The 18,925-nt window shown below is 61.0% G+C and carries 18 protein-coding genes; 14 read left to right on the plus strand and 4 right to left on the minus strand.

From position 1 onward, the window contains the following. The first annotated feature begins 98 nt into the window (after positions 1 to 98). The 5 genes from NE852_RS28525 to NE852_RS28545 all read left to right on the plus strand — a co-directional run bounded on the left by NE852_RS28525 (position 99) and on the right by NE852_RS28545 (position 5,546). A complete protein-coding gene (locus NE852_RS28525; protein WP_008532640.1) occupies positions 99 to 1,403 on the plus strand; it encodes an ABC transporter substrate-binding protein in 1,305 nt (434 codons plus the stop codon). Positions 1,404 to 1,485: 82 nt separating this feature from the next. Continuing rightward, complete coding sequence (locus NE852_RS28530; RefSeq protein ID WP_008532635.1) at positions 1,486 to 2,412, plus strand: carbohydrate ABC transporter permease; 927 nt, start codon at positions 1,486 to 1,488, stop codon at positions 2,410 to 2,412. Between the two features lie 10 nt (positions 2,413 to 2,422). Continuing rightward, positions 2,423 to 3,319, plus strand: a complete 897-nt coding sequence (locus tag NE852_RS28535; protein ID WP_008532634.1) for a carbohydrate ABC transporter permease — start codon at positions 2,423 to 2,425, stop codon at positions 3,317 to 3,319. Between the two features lie 100 nt (positions 3,320 to 3,419). Then, positions 3,420 to 4,442, plus strand: a complete 1,023-nt coding sequence (gene ftsZ / locus NE852_RS28540; protein ID WP_008532632.1) for a cell division protein FtsZ — start codon at positions 3,420 to 3,422, stop codon at positions 4,440 to 4,442. A gap of 126 nt (positions 4,443 to 4,568) precedes the next feature. After that, a complete protein-coding gene (locus NE852_RS28545; RefSeq protein WP_008532631.1) occupies positions 4,569 to 5,546 on the plus strand; it encodes a L,D-transpeptidase in 978 nt (325 codons plus the stop codon). Between the two features lie 4 nt (positions 5,547 to 5,550). On the opposite strand, the gene NE852_RS28550 is transcribed toward NE852_RS28545, so the two are convergent. Then, a complete protein-coding gene (locus tag NE852_RS28550; RefSeq protein WP_037174065.1) occupies positions 5,551 to 6,150 on the minus strand; it encodes a dihydrofolate reductase family protein in 600 nt (199 codons plus the stop codon). Positions 6,151 to 6,534: 384 nt separating this feature from the next. Between NE852_RS28550 and NE852_RS28555 the strand changes: the two genes are divergently transcribed. Both NE852_RS28555 and NE852_RS28560 read left to right on the plus strand, forming a co-directional pair. Next, entirely contained in the window at positions 6,535 to 7,512 is a 978-nt protein-coding gene (locus NE852_RS28555; RefSeq protein ID WP_037174054.1) for a phosphodiester glycosidase family protein, read from the plus strand. 324 nt (positions 7,513 to 7,836) lie between these two features. Beyond that, entirely contained in the window at positions 7,837 to 8,958 is a 1,122-nt protein-coding gene (locus NE852_RS28560; RefSeq protein WP_258157118.1) for an acyltransferase, read from the plus strand. A gap of 256 nt (positions 8,959 to 9,214) precedes the next feature. Here the strand turns inward: NE852_RS28560 and NE852_RS28565 are convergent, their stop codons facing one another. After that, entirely contained in the window at positions 9,215 to 10,006 is a 792-nt protein-coding gene (locus NE852_RS28565) for an SDR family NAD(P)-dependent oxidoreductase (RefSeq protein WP_008532619.1), read from the minus strand. Between the two features lie 362 nt (positions 10,007 to 10,368). Then, a complete protein-coding gene (locus NE852_RS28570) occupies positions 10,369 to 10,740 on the minus strand; it encodes a hypothetical protein (RefSeq protein WP_008532618.1) in 372 nt (123 codons plus the stop codon). A 428-nt stretch (positions 10,741 to 11,168) separates the two neighbouring features. Between NE852_RS28570 and NE852_RS28580 the strand changes: the two genes are divergently transcribed. The 6 genes from NE852_RS28580 to NE852_RS28605 are packed head-to-tail and all read left to right on the plus strand — an operon-like array spanning position 11,169 to position 16,865. Beyond that, a complete protein-coding gene (locus NE852_RS28580) occupies positions 11,169 to 12,053 on the plus strand; it encodes a dihydrodipicolinate synthase family protein (protein ID WP_008532616.1) in 885 nt (294 codons plus the stop codon). A gap of 7 nt (positions 12,054 to 12,060) precedes the next feature. Further along, positions 12,061 to 12,738: a GntR family transcriptional regulator gene (locus NE852_RS28585; protein ID WP_205621975.1), complete on the plus strand. Its 678-nt coding sequence runs from the start codon at positions 12,061 to 12,063 to the stop codon at positions 12,736 to 12,738. 57 nt (positions 12,739 to 12,795) lie between these two features. Continuing rightward, positions 12,796 to 14,124 carry an ABC transporter substrate-binding protein gene (locus tag NE852_RS28590; RefSeq protein ID WP_008532614.1) on the plus strand — a complete coding sequence of 443 codons (1,329 nt, stop codon included), beginning with the start codon at positions 12,796 to 12,798 and terminating at the stop codon, positions 14,122 to 14,124. Further along, a complete protein-coding gene (locus NE852_RS28595) occupies positions 14,124 to 15,062 on the plus strand; it encodes a carbohydrate ABC transporter permease (protein WP_008532613.1) in 939 nt (312 codons plus the stop codon). Before NE852_RS28590 ends, NE852_RS28595 begins: the two co-directional genes overlap by 1 nt. Continuing rightward, positions 15,062 to 15,877, plus strand: a complete 816-nt coding sequence (locus tag NE852_RS28600; RefSeq protein WP_008532611.1) for a carbohydrate ABC transporter permease — start codon at positions 15,062 to 15,064, stop codon at positions 15,875 to 15,877. The genes NE852_RS28595 and NE852_RS28600 overlap by 1 nt, the downstream gene beginning before the upstream one ends. Positions 15,878 to 15,893: 16 nt before the next feature. Further along, the gene (locus tag NE852_RS28605; protein ID WP_258157119.1) at positions 15,894 to 16,865 is read left to right on the plus strand and encodes a sugar kinase; all 972 of its coding nucleotides are present in this window, start codon (positions 15,894 to 15,896) and stop codon (positions 16,863 to 16,865) included. Here NE852_RS28605 and NE852_RS28610 read toward each other — a convergent pair. Further along, entirely contained in the window at positions 16,862 to 18,187 is a 1,326-nt protein-coding gene (locus NE852_RS28610; RefSeq protein ID WP_258157120.1) for an FAD-binding oxidoreductase, read from the minus strand. The genes NE852_RS28605 and NE852_RS28610 overlap by 4 nt on opposite strands. A gap of 232 nt (positions 18,188 to 18,419) precedes the next feature. On the opposite strand from NE852_RS28610, the gene NE852_RS28615 reads away from it, so the two are divergent. Then, on the plus strand, positions 18,420 to 18,896 hold the full coding sequence (locus tag NE852_RS28615; RefSeq protein WP_008532606.1) for an Lrp/AsnC family transcriptional regulator: 477 nt from the start codon (positions 18,420 to 18,422) through the stop codon (positions 18,894 to 18,896). The last annotated feature ends 29 nt before the right edge of the window (positions 18,897 to 18,925 follow it).

Consider the following 18,925-nt stretch of genomic DNA (forward strand, 5'->3'; position numbering starts at 1 on the left):
GCGCAAAATCCCCTTTTACAGGATGTCAGACCGGCCTTCGCCAAGCGGGAGGTGGACGCCGGAGAACTCGCTCCCGCTGTTTCAATGAGGAGGATCTCATGACGATCAAGAGACGTGAATTTCTTGCTGCATCGGCAGCTGTTGCCGGTGTTGCCGGCCTCGGCATCAAGCCTTCCCTTGCGCAGGCCGAACCGACCTACAAGCCGGAAAGCGGCGCGAGCCTGCGTCTGCTGCGCTGGACGCCCTTCGTCAAGGGCGATGAGGAAGCCTGGATCGCCAATACCAAGAAATTCACCGAAGCCACGGGCGTGGAAGTGCGCATCGACAAGGAGAGCTGGGAGGACATCCGTCCGAAGGCAGCCGTTGCCGCCAATGTCGGCTCCGGCCCCGATCTCATCATGTGCTGGTTCGACGACGCGCACCAATATCCCGACAAGCTGGTCGATCTCACCGAACTCGGCAACTATCTCGGCAACAAGTATGAGGGCTGGTACGACGGCCTGAAGGGCTATGCCACACGCGACGACAAGTTCATCGCCATGCCGCTGACGACGATCGGCAATGCCGTCGTCTATCGCGACAGCCACGTGAAGGCTGCCGGCTTCAACGAATTCCCGAATGATACCGCAGGTTTCCTCGAGCTTTGCAAGGCGATGAAGGCAAAGGGCACGCCCGCCGGCTTCCCGCATGGCAAGGCCGTCGGCGACGGTAACAACTACGCGCACTGGCTGCTCTGGAGCCATGGCGGAAAAATGGTCGACGAAAGCGGCACGGTGACGATCAACAGCCCCGAGACGCTGGCCTCGATCAACTACGCCAAGGAGCTCTACGCGACCTTCATTCCGGGTACGGAAAGCTGGCAGGACGTCAACAACAACCGCGCCTTCCTGGCCGGTCAGGTATCGCTGATCGCCAACGGCGTCTCGGTCTACTACACCGCCAAGAACGACCCGAAGCTCGCCGACATCGCCAAGGACATCCGCACGACGAACTTCCCGATCGGGCCTGTCGGCAAGAGCGTGGAACTTTTCCAGACGAGCTCGCTGCTGCTCTTCAAGCACACGAAATATCCGGAAGCGGCCAAGGCCTACATCAAGTTCATGATGGAAGCCGACCAGATGAATGCCTGGATCCAGGGCTCCAGCGCCTATTGCTGCCAGCCGCTCAAGGCCTTTGCCAAGAACCCGATCTGGACCGCCGATCCGATCCACGCGCCCTATGCGCGCGCTTCGGAAAAGCTGCGCCCGAACGGCTATGCCGGCCCGCTCGGCTACGCCTCGGCGGCGACCATGGCCGACTATGTGCTGGTCGACATGTATGCCGCCGCCGTCACCGGCCAGAAGTCGCCCGAGGATGCGATGAGGGAAGCCGAACGCCGGGCCAACCGCTACTACCGCATCTGATCCGGAGCCGAGACGGGCGGCATGCCGATCATCCGGCGTGCCGCATCGTCCTCAAGGACTGAATACAATCTGGAGACAAGCAATGTCGACCTTGAAATCCGGGGATACGCGCGGCCCCTCGCTCATGCAGAACAACAATGTGCTCGGCTTTCTCTTCATGCTGCCGGCCGCGGTGTTTCTCGTGTGCTTTCTCACTTATCCGCTCGGACTCGGCGTCTGGCTTGGCTTCACCGACACGCGGATCGGCCGGGACGGCATCTTCATCGGTCTGGAGAACTATCAGTTCCTCGTCGACGACGACGTATTCTGGATGTCCGTCTTCAACACGATCCTTTACACGTTCATCGCCTCGCTCTTGAAATTCGCAGTCGGCCTCTGGCTGGCGCTGCTGTTGAACCAGCACCTGCCGTTCAAATCCTTCTTCCGGGCGATCGTGCTTCTGCCCTGGGTGGTGCCAACAGTGCTTTCGGCATTGGCCTTCTGGTGGATCTACGATTCCCAATTTTCGATCATCTCCTGGTCGCTGATGAAGCTCGGGCTGATCAGCGCGCCGATCAACTTCCTCGGCGATCCCACCAATGCCCGCATCTCGGTCATCGTCGCCAATGTCTGGCGCGGTATTCCCTTCGTCGCGATCTCGCTGCTTGCCGGCCTGCAGACCATTCCGGCCTCGCTGCAGGAGGCGGCCTCGCTCGACGGCGCGACCAGCTGGCAGCGCTTCCGCTATGTGACGCTGCCGATGCTGACGCCGATCATTGCCGTCGTCATGACCTTCTCGGTGCTCTTTACCTTCACGGATTTCCAGCTGATCTACGTGCTGACCAAGGGCGGGCCGGTCAATGCCACGCATCTGATGGCGACACTCTCCTTCCAGCGCGGCATTCCGGGCGGCCAGCTCGGCGAAGGGGCGGCGATCGCCGTCGCCATGATCCCCTTCCTGCTCGGCGCCATCATGTTCAGTTTCTTCGGCCTGCAACGCCGCAAATGGCAGCAGGGCGGCCAGGATTAAGGGGGAAACAATGTCGACCAATTCAAACACAGCCAATGAGGTCCTGACCGACAATGCCGAGGGCATGAGCTATCTGAACCGCCTGCCGCGGCGCGTGGTGATGCTCTATCTGCCGATGGCGGTCTTCGTCTTCGTGCTGCTCTTTCCCTTCTACTGGATGGCGATCACCGCCGTGAAGCCGAACGAGCAGCTGACGGACTACAACAACAGCCCCTTCTGGGTGGTGGGGCCGACGCTCGACCACATCAAATACCTCTTCCTGGAAACCTCCTATCCAGGCTGGCTCTGGAACACGATGGTGGTCGCTGTCGGATCGACGGCGCTGTCGCTGGTGGCTTCGGTGTTCGGCGCTTATGCGATCGAGCGCGTGCGCTTCACGGGTTCCCGGCAGATCGGCCTCGTCATTTTCCTCGCCTATCTCATTCCGCCGTCGATCCTGTTCATCCCGCTCGCCTTCATCGTCTTCAAGCTCGGGATCTACGACTCGCGCCTGGCGCTGATCTTCACCTATCCCACCTTCCTCATTCCCTTCTGCACCTGGCTGCTGATGGGCTATTTCCGCTCGATCCCATTTGAACTCGAGGAAAGCGCGCTGGTGGACGGCGCCAACCGCTGGCAGATCCTCGTCAAGATCATCCTGCCGCTTGCCGTGCCCGGGCTGATCTCTGCCGGCATTTTCGCCTTCACGCTCTCCTGGAACGAATTCATCTACGCGCTGACATTCATCCAGTCGTCGGAAAACAAGACCATCCCGGTAGGCGTCCTGACAGAACTGGTGCGCGGCGACGTCTTCGAATGGGGATCGCTGATGGCCGGCGCGCTCTTCGGCTCCCTGCCTGTCGTCATCCTCTATTCCTTCTTCGTCGATTACTACGTGTCCTCGATGACGGGTGCGGTTAAGGAGTAGCGCTTTCGCCCTGCCTGTGCCTTTTTATGTCCTTAATCTGCCGAACGATTCGTCGCCGCGGGCGAGAATGGGGCATTCAAAGGTAAGAGAGGATTATGCAATGACGGACGCCAAGAGCGGCATTCTGGGGCTGCGGCCGAACATCACCGTCATTGGTGTCGGAGGCGGCGGCGGAAATGCGATCAACAACATGATCGCGGAGAAGCTCGCCGGCGTCGAGTTCATCGCGGCGAACACGGATGCGCAGGTGCTTGCGACCTCGAAGGCCTCCCGGCGTATCCAGCTCGGGGCGCAGGTGACCGAAGGGCTCGGCGCCGGTTCGTTGCCGGAGGTCGGCCGGGCGGCGGCCGAAGAGTCGCTTGACGAGATCATGGATCACCTGAGCGGTTCGCATATGTGCTTCGTCACCGCCGGCATGGGCGGCGGAACGGGAACGGGTGCGGCATCGGTGATCGCGCGGGCCGCCCGCGATGCGGGCATCCTGACGGTCGGCGTCGTCACCAAGCCATTTTCCTTCGAGGGCAATCGCCGCATGCGGACGGCGGAAGTCGGCATCGAGGCGCTTCGCCAGGCGGCCGATACCGTCATCGTCATTCCCAATCAGAACCTCTTCCGCATCGCGGACGCGAAAACCACTTTCGCCGACGCCTTCATGACCGCCGACCGCGTGCTCTATTCGGGCGTCGGCTGCATCACCGATCTCATCGTCAAGGAAGGCCTGATCAACCTCGATTTCGCCGATGTGAAATCGGTGATGCGCGGCATGGGACGGGCGATGATGGGCACGGGCGAGGCCACCGGCGAAGGCCGTGCGATGAAGGCGGCAGAGGCGGCGATCGCAAACCCGCTGCTCGACGACCTCTCGATGAAGGGCGCCAAGGGCGTGCTGATCTCAATTTCGGGCGGTTCCGACATGACGCTGTTCGAAGTCGACGAGGCGGCGAGCCGCATTCGTGACGAAGTGCAGGCGGACGCGGAAATCGTCGTCGGCGCGATCTTCGACCGCGGGCTGGACGGGAGATTCCGGGTCTCGGTCGTGGCGACCGGCCTGGAAGGCGGCGGCGCCGCCGCCATGCCCGGCTTCGTCGCTGAAGAACAGCAGATACCGCGCATATTGCAGTAAAGCCGTCAGCACGGTTCGAAGCCTGCGAGAGAGTAAGGGGAAGGAGAAGCGGCGGCAGCGTAAGCGTTGACCGACGCTCTTCCTCCTCCGGTGGAACAAGTATGGCCGGCGATCATTTGTTGGATCATGAAACCTGTCACACCGATCGCAACGCTGGCTCTCATTTTCTCATTCGGTACCGCGGATGCGCTGGAACTGACGCCGGATGCCATCAACAGCGCATCGCTTGCTTCGATCGCGCATGAACGCCCCAAAAAACCGTCCCCGGACCCGGATCCGGCGATCGTGCGCCTGCAGGCGTTTCTCGACCGCGCGGGTTCCTCGCCCGGTGTGATCGACGGCTTGTATGGCGAGAATGTCGGCAAGGCTCTCGCCGCGTTCGAGACGATGAACAAGCTCCCGCCGGACGGCAAACTCGATGACCAGGTGCTCGCCCGGTTGGAAACCGGCACACCCATCGTCGAAAGCTACGTCATCACCACCGAGGACGCCGGCGGTCTCGTCGACAGCATTCCCGAGGATTACGGGGAGAAGGCCAAGATGACGAGCATGGGATATACCAGCGTGGCGGAGAAGCTGTCGGAGCGGTTCCATATGGACATCGATCTGATGAAGGCGCTCAATCCCGGCGCGGAATTCGCGCCCGGCAAAACGATCGAAGTGGTGACGACGGGACCTCCCAAAGAGGGGAAGGTCAAGCGCATCGAGGTGAACGCCAGGACGGGACAGGTCCTGGCTTATGACGATGGCGGATCGGTGCTTGCCGCCTATCCGGCGACGGTCGGCAGCAGGGACAATCCGTCCCCGAGCGGTACGCACAAGGTCAAGGGCGTCGCGCGCATGCCCGTCTACCGCTACGACCCGAAGATCAATTTCAAGCAGGGGAAGAACGACAAGATCCTCACCATCCCCAAAGGACCGAACGGGCCGGTCGGCAGCATCTGGATCGATCTGACTGAGCCGACCTACGGCATTCACGGCACGCCCGATCCGGAACTGATCGACAAGGGCGCATCGCATGGCTGCGTCCGCCTGACCAACTGGGATGCGGAAGAGCTTGCCGGTATGGTGAAACCGGGCGTGATCGTCAAATTCGTCCGGTAGCTGCTCACGCCGGCCGATAGATCTGCACCATCGAGCCCTTCGGAAAGACCTTTGAGGCGATCAGCTTGAGCTGCCTGGGCTGGGCGAGGTCTGAGAAGATCGGCAAGCCTTTGCCGAGGACCAGCGGATACACCATCAGCATGTATTGATCGACCAATCCATGAGCGATGAGGCTGCGCGCAAAGGCCGCGCCACCGTGGGCGAAGATCGGTTTGCCGTCCTCGGCTTTCAGCCTGGCAACTTCTTCGGCCAGATCGCCGCTCGCCACATAGGCCTCGCCCCAGCTTTCCGCGCCGGGCTGCAGCCCTTCTCCGCGTCCCTTGGCCGTTTCACCAGCCTTCAGGATCGCCGGGCCTTGTTTTGAGAAGACGGCCTTCGGAATCTGGTTCATCGGCGGGGCGAATACGCCTGTCGCGGTCGGCCAGTAACCGGCCATGCCCTGGAAGGTGCGGCTGCCCATGATATGCAGGCCGGCATTCCACGCATTCTCCACCTTCCAGGCAATGGCTTCCTGGTCGCCGGAAAATATCCATTCGGTTTCGCCCTCAGGCCCGCTGACAAAACCGTCGAGCGACATGGCCATGGTCAGGATCAACTCTCTCATCGCTTCCTCCTTGCGCTGGTTCGACCCAAGGACGGGCGAGATCAATCCGTTCCGACAAGGCCCATTCGCCTAACCGAAAATACGACAATCGTGGATCCGGCGCGCTGACAATGGCGACCGCCGTTCAACATGCCGAGCCAACCGGCACAGCGCTCGACCGCAACTATATCATCGTTGAAGGTTGCCGGACGCCGCTACGCGATCGTTGCCTTCCTGACGCCTTCAGGACGCAATCCGGTTTTGAGACGACAGGGCTCGTCGCGGTTTCGAAGCGGATCCGCAGACCAAGGTCGTAGAAAAGCCTCACTTGGAAATTGCATTTGCGCGACACGAAAAGCGTAAGCCGTATATCGAACCTACATTCTTGAAACAAAGAGATTTTTAATGTCAGCACTTCGGAAGATCCTACTCGGACTGACTGCAGCATTGCTCATCGCGACTGTCGTTGGCGCCGGGTGGCTGTGGCAGATCGCAGGGGCCTATGGTTTTAACACCATATTGCGACGAGGGGGAACCTACTGGATCACCGTGAAGCCCGACGATGAACGGCTATCGTCCTCCATGCAATTGGCGTTGAAGAGCCCAGTCCCGGCGGCGCAGCCGGGGCCGTTGGCCTGGCAACAACCGGAGGCTGGCTTCGAGGTGGCGGAACTGCCGGTGCTTGCCGATGGACGCGAAGTCGACCGGATTTTCCTCAGCCGGATTGATCCTGCACGCTTCCGCTTCGTCGTCCATAACGCACCAAAGGGTGACACGGGCGTCGACGAATGGGAACTTGCCTTGCCGAAAGCCGTTCTGATCGTCAACGGCAGCTATTACGACACGCATGGCAGGCCCGACACGCCCTTCATCAGTGAAGCTGTCGCGATGGGGCCTCAGCAGTATGATGCGAAGGCCGGCGCCTTTATTGCAGATGCGACCTCCGCTGATATCCGCGACCTCACCCATCAAGACTGGCGAGGCGCCTTTGGTGGGGCGACGAATGCGATGGTTTCCTATCCGCTTTTGATTGGTGACGATGGCCAAACCCATGTGAACGTGAAAAGCCGGTGGCTGGCCAATCGGACCTTTGTGGCCAAGGACGGCTCAGGCCGCATTGTGATCGGCACCACGAAGGAAGCGTTCTTTTCCCTCGACCGGATGGCGGACTTCCTCAAGGCGTCGCCGCTGGATCTCAAGATCGCCCTCAACCTCGATGGCGGCCCCATCGCATGCCGGAGCGTCCGACTGAACGGGTATAGCCAAAAATTCTATGCGCGATGGGAAGCGCAAGTCGAGGACGACAACGTCAAATTGCTGCGCTGGCCAATTCCACAGGCCACCTGGGCAATGCCAATGGTTTTGACGGTGGAGCGGAAATAAACGAAGGGACAGCGACCCATGGACCGACGAGATCAATCTGTTCCGACAAGGCCCATTCGCCAAACTGCACATCACCAATGGGCAGCTATTCCAGCTAACACGGCCAATGAAACTGGCGCGATGGTTGACGGCTGATCACATTGGCCACCGCAGCAATTGCGAGTGGCAAACTCGGTCTATTTGCCTCCTATCGGTAAAGTCATCCATGTCGCGTTAGGGGATTCTTCAACTACAGCGGGCATGTTCGATCTACCTCAAGATGAACCGGAGCTGAGGAAGAGCAGATGCGCTACGTTCCGGTTACCCATAGAAAGAACCCCTCTCGTGAGTGAAGAATTGACACGTTCACACTTCTACGAGGGCGCGGATCCCGGGCTGGAAGATGCTGCAGGTTTCGCCAGCAGGGCAGACCCGGTAAAGAAGCACTTTGTTTTTCTGGACGAGCTTCGGGGGATAGCTGCGCTATCCGTGGTGCTCTTGCACGCCAGCCAGATCTTTGGCTTCGGCCTTCGTTCATACGCTTATCTTGCCGTAGATTTTTTCTTCTGCCTGAGCGGTTTCGTTCTCGCCAACGGATATGACCAGAAGCTGAAGTCAGGCGTTTTACGGAGCAATACATTCATCTTGAAGCGCATGGTGCGGCTTTATCCCATGGTCGTCGTTGGTGTCGCCTTGGGCGTTATTGCGTCACAAGTTGCTTTGACGCCAGCTATTGCCCTCATCGACGTCTCAATTCTTGCCGTGGGCGCGTTATTCCTCTTGCCCCTGGGATTTCTGGTCGGTCAGGAGGGATTCGCGATCAACAATCCGCTCTGGTCTCTCTGCTTTGAAATGGTCGCCGGCATGGCTTACGGATCCATCGCTCGCCGAAGGTTTCATATTTGGCATGAGATGGCGGCACTCACATTATTGGCCGCAGCGCTTTTCCAGATTATCGCTATAGAGGGTACTATTGGGCCAGTTGGATTCGGGAATTGGCGAGCATTCCTTGAAGGATTTGTCAGGGTCGGTTTTTCGTTTCTTGCCGGCGTCCTGATCTTCCGCCGGCATATCGACGATCGTTTGAGGGGCGTTCCACCCCAGATCCCGCTTTTCGTCCTGATCGCCGTTCTATTTTTCCCGTTCGCGGTCCCGAGGGACATCTACGATTTCCTCTGTATCGCTATCATCATTCCGATCGTGGTCGCGCTCGCAACGGCAGTACCGCAGGGTGCGGTGCGGCCGTTCGCTGCATATCTCGGGCAGTTGTCTTATCCCCTCTATATCGTCCACCTACCTGTTGTTCAGCTTGGCGCTCAGTTCCACAAGCTTGCCGATGGCGCAATTCCACAGCCAGTCACAGCGAGCGTCACCATCATTGCCGCTATCGGTGCAGCACATTTCTTCTACATTCAGTTCGATGCGCCTATCCGTGCTTACCTAGGCCGCAAGTTTTCCCTGACCTAGACCGCAGCATGCAAAATGGCGAACGGGTCCAGCATAAAGGTGGTTCGGTTTGCCTGAACAGTCCTGGGCGTTTTGCGTCCTTGCGGAACATGAATAACCGTCCTTCCCACGCGCTATCGCGGGACATGGATCCGAACTGTGACGAAAAACACGTGAACGCGGAGGAACTGGGCGGGACTAAGATAGCCCGCCACTGCAGCGCATTGTCGAGACTACTTCCGACGAAGACGGTACAGCGGCAGGTCGGTGGAGCCCGTCAGAGCGTGTCGATCAGCCCTCCGTCCACACGCATCGAAGCGCCGGTCGTTGCGGAGGCCAAAGGCGAGGCCAGGTAGGTGACGAGATTGGCGACTTCTTCTACGCTCGTAGCTCGTTGGATGATCGAACTGCCGCGGTGCTTCTTGACGAAGTCCGCCGCGACCTCCTGGATCGGTTTCCCCGTCTTCGCCCGCTCATCAGCGAGCATCGCCTCAACGCCTTCGGAAAGCGTGGGGCCGGGGAGGACCGAGTTCACCGTGACGCCCGTGCCAGCCATACGCTTGGCAAGGCCGCGGGCAACCGCGATGTCTGCCGTCTTGCTGACGCCGTAGTGGATCATCTCGACCGGAATGTTGAAGCCGGATTCCGACGCGATGAAGATGACGCGGCCCCAGTCGCGCTTTTGCATGCCGGGAAGATATGCCCGTGAAAGTCTGACGGCGGACATGACGTTCACCTGCCAGTGACGGTCCCATATCTCGTCGTCCGTGTCGAAGAAATCGAGCGGCTGAAAGATGCCCGCATTGTTGATGAGGACGTCCACATGAGGAACTTTGGCGACGAGGCCGCTGCATCCTTCAGCGGTTGCGAGATCGGCTGCGACGGCGGTTACGCTTCCCCCGGCACCTTCGCCTTTCAAGCGGTCCGCTGCCTTCGCGGTCTTTTCTTCGGACCGGCCGTTGACCACCACGTCTGCGCCCGCCCTCGCGAGCTGGCGGACGATCGCGTATCCAATGCCTTCGGTCGATCCCGTGACTAGCGCGGTCTTGCCTGTGAGGTCGATCTGCATCTTCTGCTCCTGTGAGGTTGGATCACAGAACGTATGAACTGGCGAGTGGTCTGGCAACAGTCCAGGATGCGGATAATGCTCTCGGGTAGGCCCTGAAGTCCGGAACGATCGGTGCTGCGGCCTCGACGTATTTTTCGACGAGCCGACGTGCTGGCTGACTGCTCGATTTGCCGAACGCCGTGCTTCTGCGACACCTCGCATCGGGCTGGGAAGCGCGCGCTGACACCGGCTCCGGAAACTCCGCCGAAGGGGTGATTGTCTCGGTGTCGGACGGGGATGAGGCGCGCACGCCGATGGATCATCGCCCTCATCCCCAGTTTCGAGCCTTTCAGTTCAGCCCTGAAAGGCTCTAGTGCGCCGGCCTACTTGGCGACATGCCAAACGCCGCCGACGCCATCGCCGGTCATATCGCCAGACTTCTTGTCTCCGGCGAAAGTGTAAAGCGGCTTACCTTCGTAAGCCCACATCTCCTTGCCGTCGGCTGCCTTGACGAGTGACCACTCGCCTTCGGCCTTGGCCTTGGCGGCGGCGTGGAAGGCCGGCCATTTCTTCAAGCAGGCCTCGTCGCAGTTTGATTTGCCCATTTCGTCCTTGTCGAACGTGTAGAGTGTCATACCTTTGGCGTTTGCCAGGATCTTACCCATCTTCGTGTCGACCATTTTGGCCGGTTCCGCTGCAAAGGCCGAAAAGGCGGTTGCAGCCAACAGGCTCATGGATACGATCAGCGTTTTCATGATTACCTCCGGTTCGGGAGTGCCAGCGGGATGCCGGTAGGGTCCGATGTCAGCAAGAAACGCTCCGGCGAGGTGGCGGTTCCATGATCTGACTGACGGCGATACACATTCGGATTTGTCTTGTGACCGGCAGATGCGCGCGCATTTCCTTGCTCGAAGCGTGCAAGACGTCAACGCGGGCGTCCGCCACCTCGGCCTAGATCCTGAAGGGTGTCCTTCGCCACGCGGAAGACGCCATCGGGCCAGATCGTCGTGATGAAGGGATCGTGCTCGAACGCGTTGCACACCAGGCGGGCGACGGGCAGGGCCTCTGCAGACGAGATGATGAAGACTCGAATCTTCTCGCGGTAGATACAGTAAACAATCACATCTTTACAGCTAACATGTTAGTCTGCTATGCCTAACCCATCAGCTGGGAGAAGATGACGTTGACACAGAAATTCGGGCTTTCGGTCGCTCTCGCCACGCCGTTTGACGGCAATGGCGATATTGCGATCGATGCGATGATCGCGCAGGCGCGGCGCAGCCTTGCGGCCGGTTGCTCCAGCGTCACGCTGTTCGGGACGACGGGTGAAGGTTCCTCCATCGGAAGCCTGGAACGCGAGCGCGTCCTTTCAGCCTTCCTCGATGCCGGCATAGCGGCAAAGAACATCATCGTCGGCGTGCTGGTCGATGCCGCCGAGGATGCGGCAATGCAGGCCGGTCAGGCTCTTTCCAGGGGCGCCCGCAATATCCTTCTTGCCCCGCCGTCCTACTTCAAGAACGTCAGCGACGACGGCGTCTTCCAGTGGTTCTCGGCCGTGTTCGCCATGCTGGGCGAAAAGGCGCGTGATATCATCGTCTACAACCTGCCTTCGGTCACCATGGTGCCGCTGAGCGTATCGCTGATCGGCCGTCTCAAGGCCGCCTTTCCCAATATCGTCACCGGCGTCAAGGATTCCTCCGGCGACTGGCCCTATACCGAAAGCCTGCTGAAGGCGCATAGCGATCTCATCATCCTGGTGGGCGACGAACGGCACCTTGCGAGAGCCGTGCGGCTCGGCGGCCAGGGTGCGATATCAGGCATGGCGAATTTCGCGCCCCGCGAACTCAGGCCGCTGGCCGAGGAGGGCGGGGACGACGTCCGCATCGAGAATATGGTGGTGGAACTGCTGAAACATCCCGTCATCCCGGCCGTGAAGGCGATGATCGCGCGCGTGACCTCGGAGGAGATCTGGCTTGCGGTTCGTCCGCCGCTCGTTTCATTATCCGGCGAAGGGCAGGCGCAGCTCGCTCTGGCTTTCGATACTCTATTCCGCTCGAAAGCAGCATAGGCCGGAGATGTTTCTGGAGGAGGCGATGGACGGAACCGAGGAGCAGCCGACACTCAGGGAAAAGGCGTATGCGAGCTTCACGCGCCACCTCCTTGCCCGTGACGTGCGTCCCGGCCAGTTCGTTTCCCAGCGCCGGCTCGTGGAGCTGACGGGACTGCCGCTCGGCGCCATCCGCGAGCTCATTCCCCGGCTCGAAGCCGAAGGGCTGATCAAAACCGTGCCGCAGCGAGGTCTGCAGATCGCCCACATCGATCTCGTTCTCATTCGCGAGGCCTTCCAGCTGCGCGTGTTCCTGGAGAAGGAAGCCGTGGCGCTCTTCACCAAATCCGCCTCGGACGAGACGATCGCAAAGCTCTTGAAGCAGCACCGGGATATCGCCGACGCCATCCGCAGCGGCGACGGCTCGCACGAACTTGAACTGCGCGCCCAGGCCGTCGACTGGGGAATGCACGACGCTTTCATCGACGCGCTTGGAAACACCATCATCTCGAACGCCTACCGCGTGAACTCGATCAAGATGCGCCTGATCAGCCAGGACCGCTTCCGCATCGCGGGTCACGTCGGCCCCGTCATGGGCGAGCACCTGAAGGTGCTCGAGGCGATCGAGCGGCGATCGGTGGAGGACGCCGTCAACAGCCTTGTCGCACACATCAATAACGCAAGGGATCGTGCACTGGGGATTTAATCGGGGAATAAGCAGCCGGGGTGAGGAGATCGCCGGCACATAAGGAGGAGGAGTCACATGCCATCATTCATCAATCCGACAAGGCGAGGTTTCCTGGCGGGCACGGCCGCGCTTGGGGCAAGCAGCATGCTCGGCATGCGGTCGGCATCGGCGGCCGTCGACTGGAAGCGCTTCGCCGGCACGACACTCGAAGTCAACCTGGTCAAGAGCCCGCGCAGCGAAATCCTGCTGAAGTACCTGCCTGAGTTCGAAGAACTCACCGGCATCAAAGTCAATGCCGAAGCAACGCCCGAGCAGCAGCAGCGCCAGAAGACGACGATCGAGCTCAGCTCCGGAAAACCGAGCTTCGACGTCGTGCACATGAGCTACCATGTCCAGAAGCGGCAGTTCGAAAAGGGCGGCTGGCTTGCCGATATCAGCGGCTTCCTCAAGGATGCCTCGCTGACCGATCCGTCCTTGGTGGAAGGCGACTTCGCCGAAGCCGGCCTCGCCTTCGCCAAGGATGCCAACGGCGTCCTGCGCTCTCTTCCCTTCTCGGTCGATTACTGGATCATCTACTGGAACAAGGCGCTGTTCGAGAAGAAGGGGCTGGCCTATCCCCAGAGCTTCGAGGAACTGGCAAGTGCCGCCGAGGCGCTGACCGATCCCTCCACCAACACTTACGGCTTCGTCGCCCGCGGCCTGAAGAATGCCAATACGCCGGTCTGGACGACGCTGCTGCTCGGCTATGGTTCAAGCCCGCTCGGCCCCGACGGCAAGCTGCGCACGACCTCGGAAGACGCGGTTGAAGCCGCCAAGCTTTACCAGAAGCTGATGACCAAGACCGCCCCTCCCGGCGTATCCGGCTTCAACTGGGCAGAAGCCCAGTCGGCCTTCCTGCAGGGCAAGATCGGCATGTGGCTCGATGGCGTCGGCTTTGCACCGCCGATCGAGAATCCGGAAAAGTCGCGCGTCGTCGGCCAGGTCGGCTACGGCATCATGCCGAAGGGCCCGAAGGCGCAGGCTGCGGGCACCTTCGGCGACGGTCTTGGCGTCGTGGCGGCAAGCCAGAAGAAGGAAGCCGCCTATCTCTTCTGCCAATGGGCGATTTCGCATGAAATGGGCGCGCGCCTGCTGCAGGCCGGCGCCGGCGTTCCTTTCCGCCAGTCCATCCTCGAGGATGCGAAGGTCCGCGAAGGCGTCAAGATGCCGGGCTCATGGCTGGATGCGGTCGTCGGTTCCGGCAAGATCTCGCAACTCGCGCTGCCGGTTATCATTCCGGTCACCGAGTTCCGCGACATCTATGGAGTCGGCCTCACCAACATGATCGGCGGCGCCGATCCCGCGGCCGAGCTGAAGTCGGCAACGGCCCAGTTCGAACCCGTCCTGGCGAAAAGCGAGGGATAATGGCTTCGGCGGGCATCGAAACGGCCGCCATGGCCAAGGCGTCGAAAGGAAGGAGCAAACCGGACCGGTTTGCTCCCAATTACTGGCCCTTCGTCATCCCGGCGCTCATCGTCATAGCAGCCGTGATCGTCTTTCCATGGGTGTTCACGGTATGGGTGAGCGTCAACAGCTGGACGCTCGGCCAGTCGCAGACCTTTGCGGGCCTCGACAATTATATCAGGCTCGCCGTCGACATGCGCTTCTGGGAGTCGCTCTCGCATACGGTGCTCTATACGACGCTCTCCGTGCTGGTTCCGCTTTTTCTCGGAACGCTCGCGGCGCTGATCTTCGATGCCCAATTTCCGCTACGCGGCCTCATCCGAGGCATATTCGTGATGCCGATGATGGCGACCCCGGTCGCCATCGCGCTCGTCTGGACGATGATGTACCATCCCCAACTCGGCGTCCTCAACTATCTCCTCTCCTTCGCAGGCATCGGCCCGCAGGAGTGGATCTACAATCAGCGCAGCGTCATTCCCTCGCTGGTCCTGGTCGAAAGCTGGCAGTGGACGCCGCTCGTCATGCTGATCGTGCTCGGCGGTCTCGCCGCCGTTCCGCGTGAGCCTTATGAAAGTGCGGAGATCGACGGCGCCAATGTCTGGCAGAAATTTCGCTACCTCACGCTGCCGATGATCGCGCCGTTCCTGATGATCGCGGTCATCATCCGCAGCATCGATGCGGTAAAGAGCTTCGACATCATCTATGCCATGACCCAGGGTGGCCCCGGCACGGCATCGGAAACGATCAACATCTATCTCTACAACACCGCTTTCGCCTATTACGATATCGGCTATGGCTCGGCCATGGCGGTCGTCTTCTTCATCCTCATCGTCCTCCTCTCCTTCGTCCTCATGATGATCCGACAGCGCCTGAACTGGTCCGACGGGGAGGCACGGTGATGAAGCGCAAGACGCTCGATCGTATCGGACTGCTTTTCGTTGCCCTGGTGATGATCTCGCCGGTCGTCCTGTTCTTTCTCTGGATGATCTCGCTGTCGCTGAAATACGAGATCGACAACGGCGCCTATCCGCCGATCTTCATCCCCGAGCGCTTCGCCTGGTCGAATTATGTGAAGGTCTTCGAGGAGAACAATTTCTTCCTCTATCTCTGGAATTCGGTGCTGGTGACGGGCGCCGCCACGCTTCTGGCGCTCCTGATCGGCGTGCCGGCCGGCTATGGCATCGCCCGCCTCAAGGCTGAGAAATCCGCGATGGTCATCATGATCGCGCGCATGACGCCGGGCCTTTCCTTCCTGATCCCACTCTTCCTCTTGTTCCAGTGGCTGAACCTGCTCGGCACGCTGATGCCGCAGATCATCATCCATCTCGTCGTCACCGTGCCGATCGTCGTCTGGATCATGATCGGCTATTTCGAAACGACGCCGATGGAACTGGAAGAGGCCGCAAGCATCGACGGCGCGACACCCTGGCAGGTCTTCCGTCTGGTCGCTCTGCCGATCGCAAGGCCGGGCATCGTCGTCGCCTTCATCCTGTCGGTGATCTTTTCCTGGAACAACTTCGTCTTCGGCATCGTGCTCGCCAGCCGCGAGACGCGCACGCTTCCCGTCGCCGTCTACAATATGCTCTCCTTCGAACAGGTGAGCTGGGGACCGCTCGCGGCGGCAGCGCTGATCGTCACCTTGCCGGTGCTGATCTTGACGGTGTTTGCGCAGCGGCAGATCGTGGCGGGCCTGACGGCCGGAGCCGTCAAATAAGCAGGTGAGACCGAGTTTGACTTCTTCCGCATTCGATCCACCGTCCGGTCCAGCGCGCCGCGTCCTCTGCGTCGGCGCGGCAGTTCTCGACACCCTCTTTCGCGTCCGCTCGCTGCCGATCGGCCAGGGCAAGATCCTTCCCTACGACATGTTGCAGGTCGCCGAGGGCATGGCATCGAGCGCGGCATTCGCAGTCGCGCGACTCGGCGGCCATGCCAGCCTCTGGGGTGCGGTTGGTGACGACGCCACGGGCGAGCGCATCATCGCCGATCTCGGCGCGAGCGGCATAGACACGAGCGGCATGGTGGTTGCGCAGGGCGCCCGCTCGGCCGTCTCGACCATCCTGATCGATGATCAGGGCGAGCGCCTGATCGTGCCCTTCTACGATTCCCGCCTGCACGATAGGGTGATGCCCGTTACGACGCGGGATGTCTCGTCATTCAACGCGGTGCTCGTCGATGTACGATGGCCGAAGCTCGCTCTGGCGACGCTGTCGGCGGCGCGGGAGGCGGGAAAACCGGCCATTCTCGACGGCGATGTCGCGGGCGACGGTGTGATCGAGATGCTGGCGCCGGCGGCAAGCCACATCGTCTTCTCCCAGCCGGCGGCCGAGCGCCTTGCCGGAACGAGCGATCTCCCGGAGATCGTCGGCCGTCTGAAACGAAAATACGAACATGCCTTCATCAGCGTCACGTCAGGCGAAAACGGCTCGTTCTGGTTCGATGACCCCACGAGCAAAATCCGTCATCTCAGTGCGCCTGAGGTGAAGGCCGTCGATACGCTGGCGGCCGGCGATATTTTTCACGGCGCTTTCGCGCTCGCGATCGCCGAAGGCATGCCGATCGAGGAGACGATGCGATTGTCGTCCATGGCGGCTGCTCTCAAATGCCAGGTCTTCGGCGGCCGTACCGGCGCTCCGAGCCGAACGGAAGTCTGCGATGCCCTGCGGGACTGGAACGCCACGCCGCTCAGTTTACTCCCCGCCTAGAAATCGGCGACTTTGCCCCAGGCCGATCTCTTGAACCGGTCAGGGTGATAGGGCTTGGGATCGACGATCGGCGTGTCGCCGCTGACGAGATCGGCGATCAGATGGCCCGCACCCGGCCCGATGCCGAAGCCGTGGCCGCTGAAGCCGGCGGCGAGAATGAAGCCCGGAATCGATGTGATCTCGCCGATGCCAGGCACGCCGTCCGGCGTGCTGTCGACATAACCCGCCCAGGCGGCGGTGATCTGCGTGGTCCTGAGATCGGGCAGGAGTTCTAGGGCGCGTGCGTGGGTGCGCTCGATCGTCGCCTGATCGACCTTCGGATCGAGAATGCGCATCCGCTCCATCGGCGTCGGAGCGTCCAGCCGCCATCGCCGCAAGGTCTCGTGGCCGGATCTCATTCCCTCCCATCCGCCGGGCGCGAGGCTGCGCCAACGCCGGATGAACATCGGCAGAAACTGCGGCGCGTAACGGAACTGCTGCGGCGTCAGGTCGACGCGGCCGCCGCCGCTGATGGCAAGCGTATAGCCGCCATCGCCACGGCGCGTGGCGGAAACGGCGGAGGTGTGCAGCGTATCCGGCAGCGCAGCGGCAGGCGCGGAAACCGAAAGGATCGACGAGCGGATCGAGGCTTGCGGAAAGCGAATGCCGAGCTGATGGCAGAAGGAGGAAGCCCAGGCGCCACCGGCAAGAACCGCGGTCTTCGTACGAATGGTGCCATGCTCGGTGACGACGGCGGAAAGACGCCCGCCTTCGGTCTCGATACCGCGCGCAGCACAGGATTGCCGCACCGCGCCCCCGAGCTTCAGGATCGCGCGCGCGACCGCCGGGGCAGCGCTCGCCGGATCGGCCGTCCCGTCCGTCGGGGAGAAGACACCGCCCTTCCACGTTTTGCCGGTTGCGCGGCCGCGCTCGCTCGCCTCGGCGCCGTCGAGCATATGCGTGGTGACACCTGCCGTGCGGGCAAAGTCGCGCCAGCGCGCCCAGCCGGCCAGCTCCTCGTCGCTATTGCTCAGATAGAAAAGGCCGCAGCGCCGAAAGCCGGCATCCTCGCCTGACTCCGCCTGGAAACGCTCCCACAGGTCGAGGCTCTTCGTCGCCATCGGCAGCTCCCGCGCATCGCGGTTCTGCTGGCGGCACCAGCCCCAGTTCCGGCTCGACTGTTCCGCACCGATCCGGCCTTTTTCGACGAGAACGACCTTCAGGCCCCGCTGCGCCAGGTAATAGGCCGTAAAGACGCCGATGATGCCGCCGCCGATCACCACGGCATCGGCAGCCGCTGGAAGTGCAAGGGGTGACTCAACGAGTTTCAGCGGTGCTGGCATGAAGCGGTCTCCGGTTGCGGACTAATCTAGCGGGATTTGCTTACGTGCGTTGCTGGAGTTTGACCGGCGCGCAGCAGAACATGCCGTCTTGCCGGAAGCGCGCAGACAGTTGTGCTTCGCGCCGACGCTCAAAACGAAATAGACAGGTAGAGGCAATGTGTTACCTTCAATCAAGGGAGGACGGCAGCATAATCTGCCGTCTCCCGTCGGCCATAACCCGAATAGGTGCTTCGTGAAACTCGATCGAATCGACGTCAAGATCCTCCACGAGTTGCAGAAGAACGGGCGCATCACCAATGTGGAACTGGCAGACCTCGTGGCGCTTTCCCCGAGCCCCTGCCTGATGCGGGTGAAGAAGCTGCAGGCGGAAGGCTATATCGAAGGCTATTCGGCGCAGATCAACGTCGGCAAGCTTGGCCAGACGCTGACCGTCTTTACCGAGATCACCCTGAAGAACCACCGGCAGATCGATTTTGCCCGTTTCCTCGCGGCGATCGAAAAGGTCGAGCAGGTCATCGAGTGCCATCTGGTTTCCGGCGGCTATGATTACCTCGTCAAATTCGTCACTTCGGGGATCGGCGAATACCAGACAATCATGGAGCGCCTGACCGACATGGACGTCGGCATCGACAAATATTTCAGCTTTGTCGTGCTCAAGTCGCCGATCGTCAGGGCGCATATGCCGCTGACGAGCCTGTTTCCGCTCTAGGTCCAGCGAAAACGACCTTGCTCTCGTCA

It is taken from the genome of Rhizobium sp. Pop5 (assembly GCF_024721175.1).
In the GTDB taxonomy this organism is placed as follows: Bacteria; Pseudomonadota; Alphaproteobacteria; order Rhizobiales; family Rhizobiaceae; genus Rhizobium.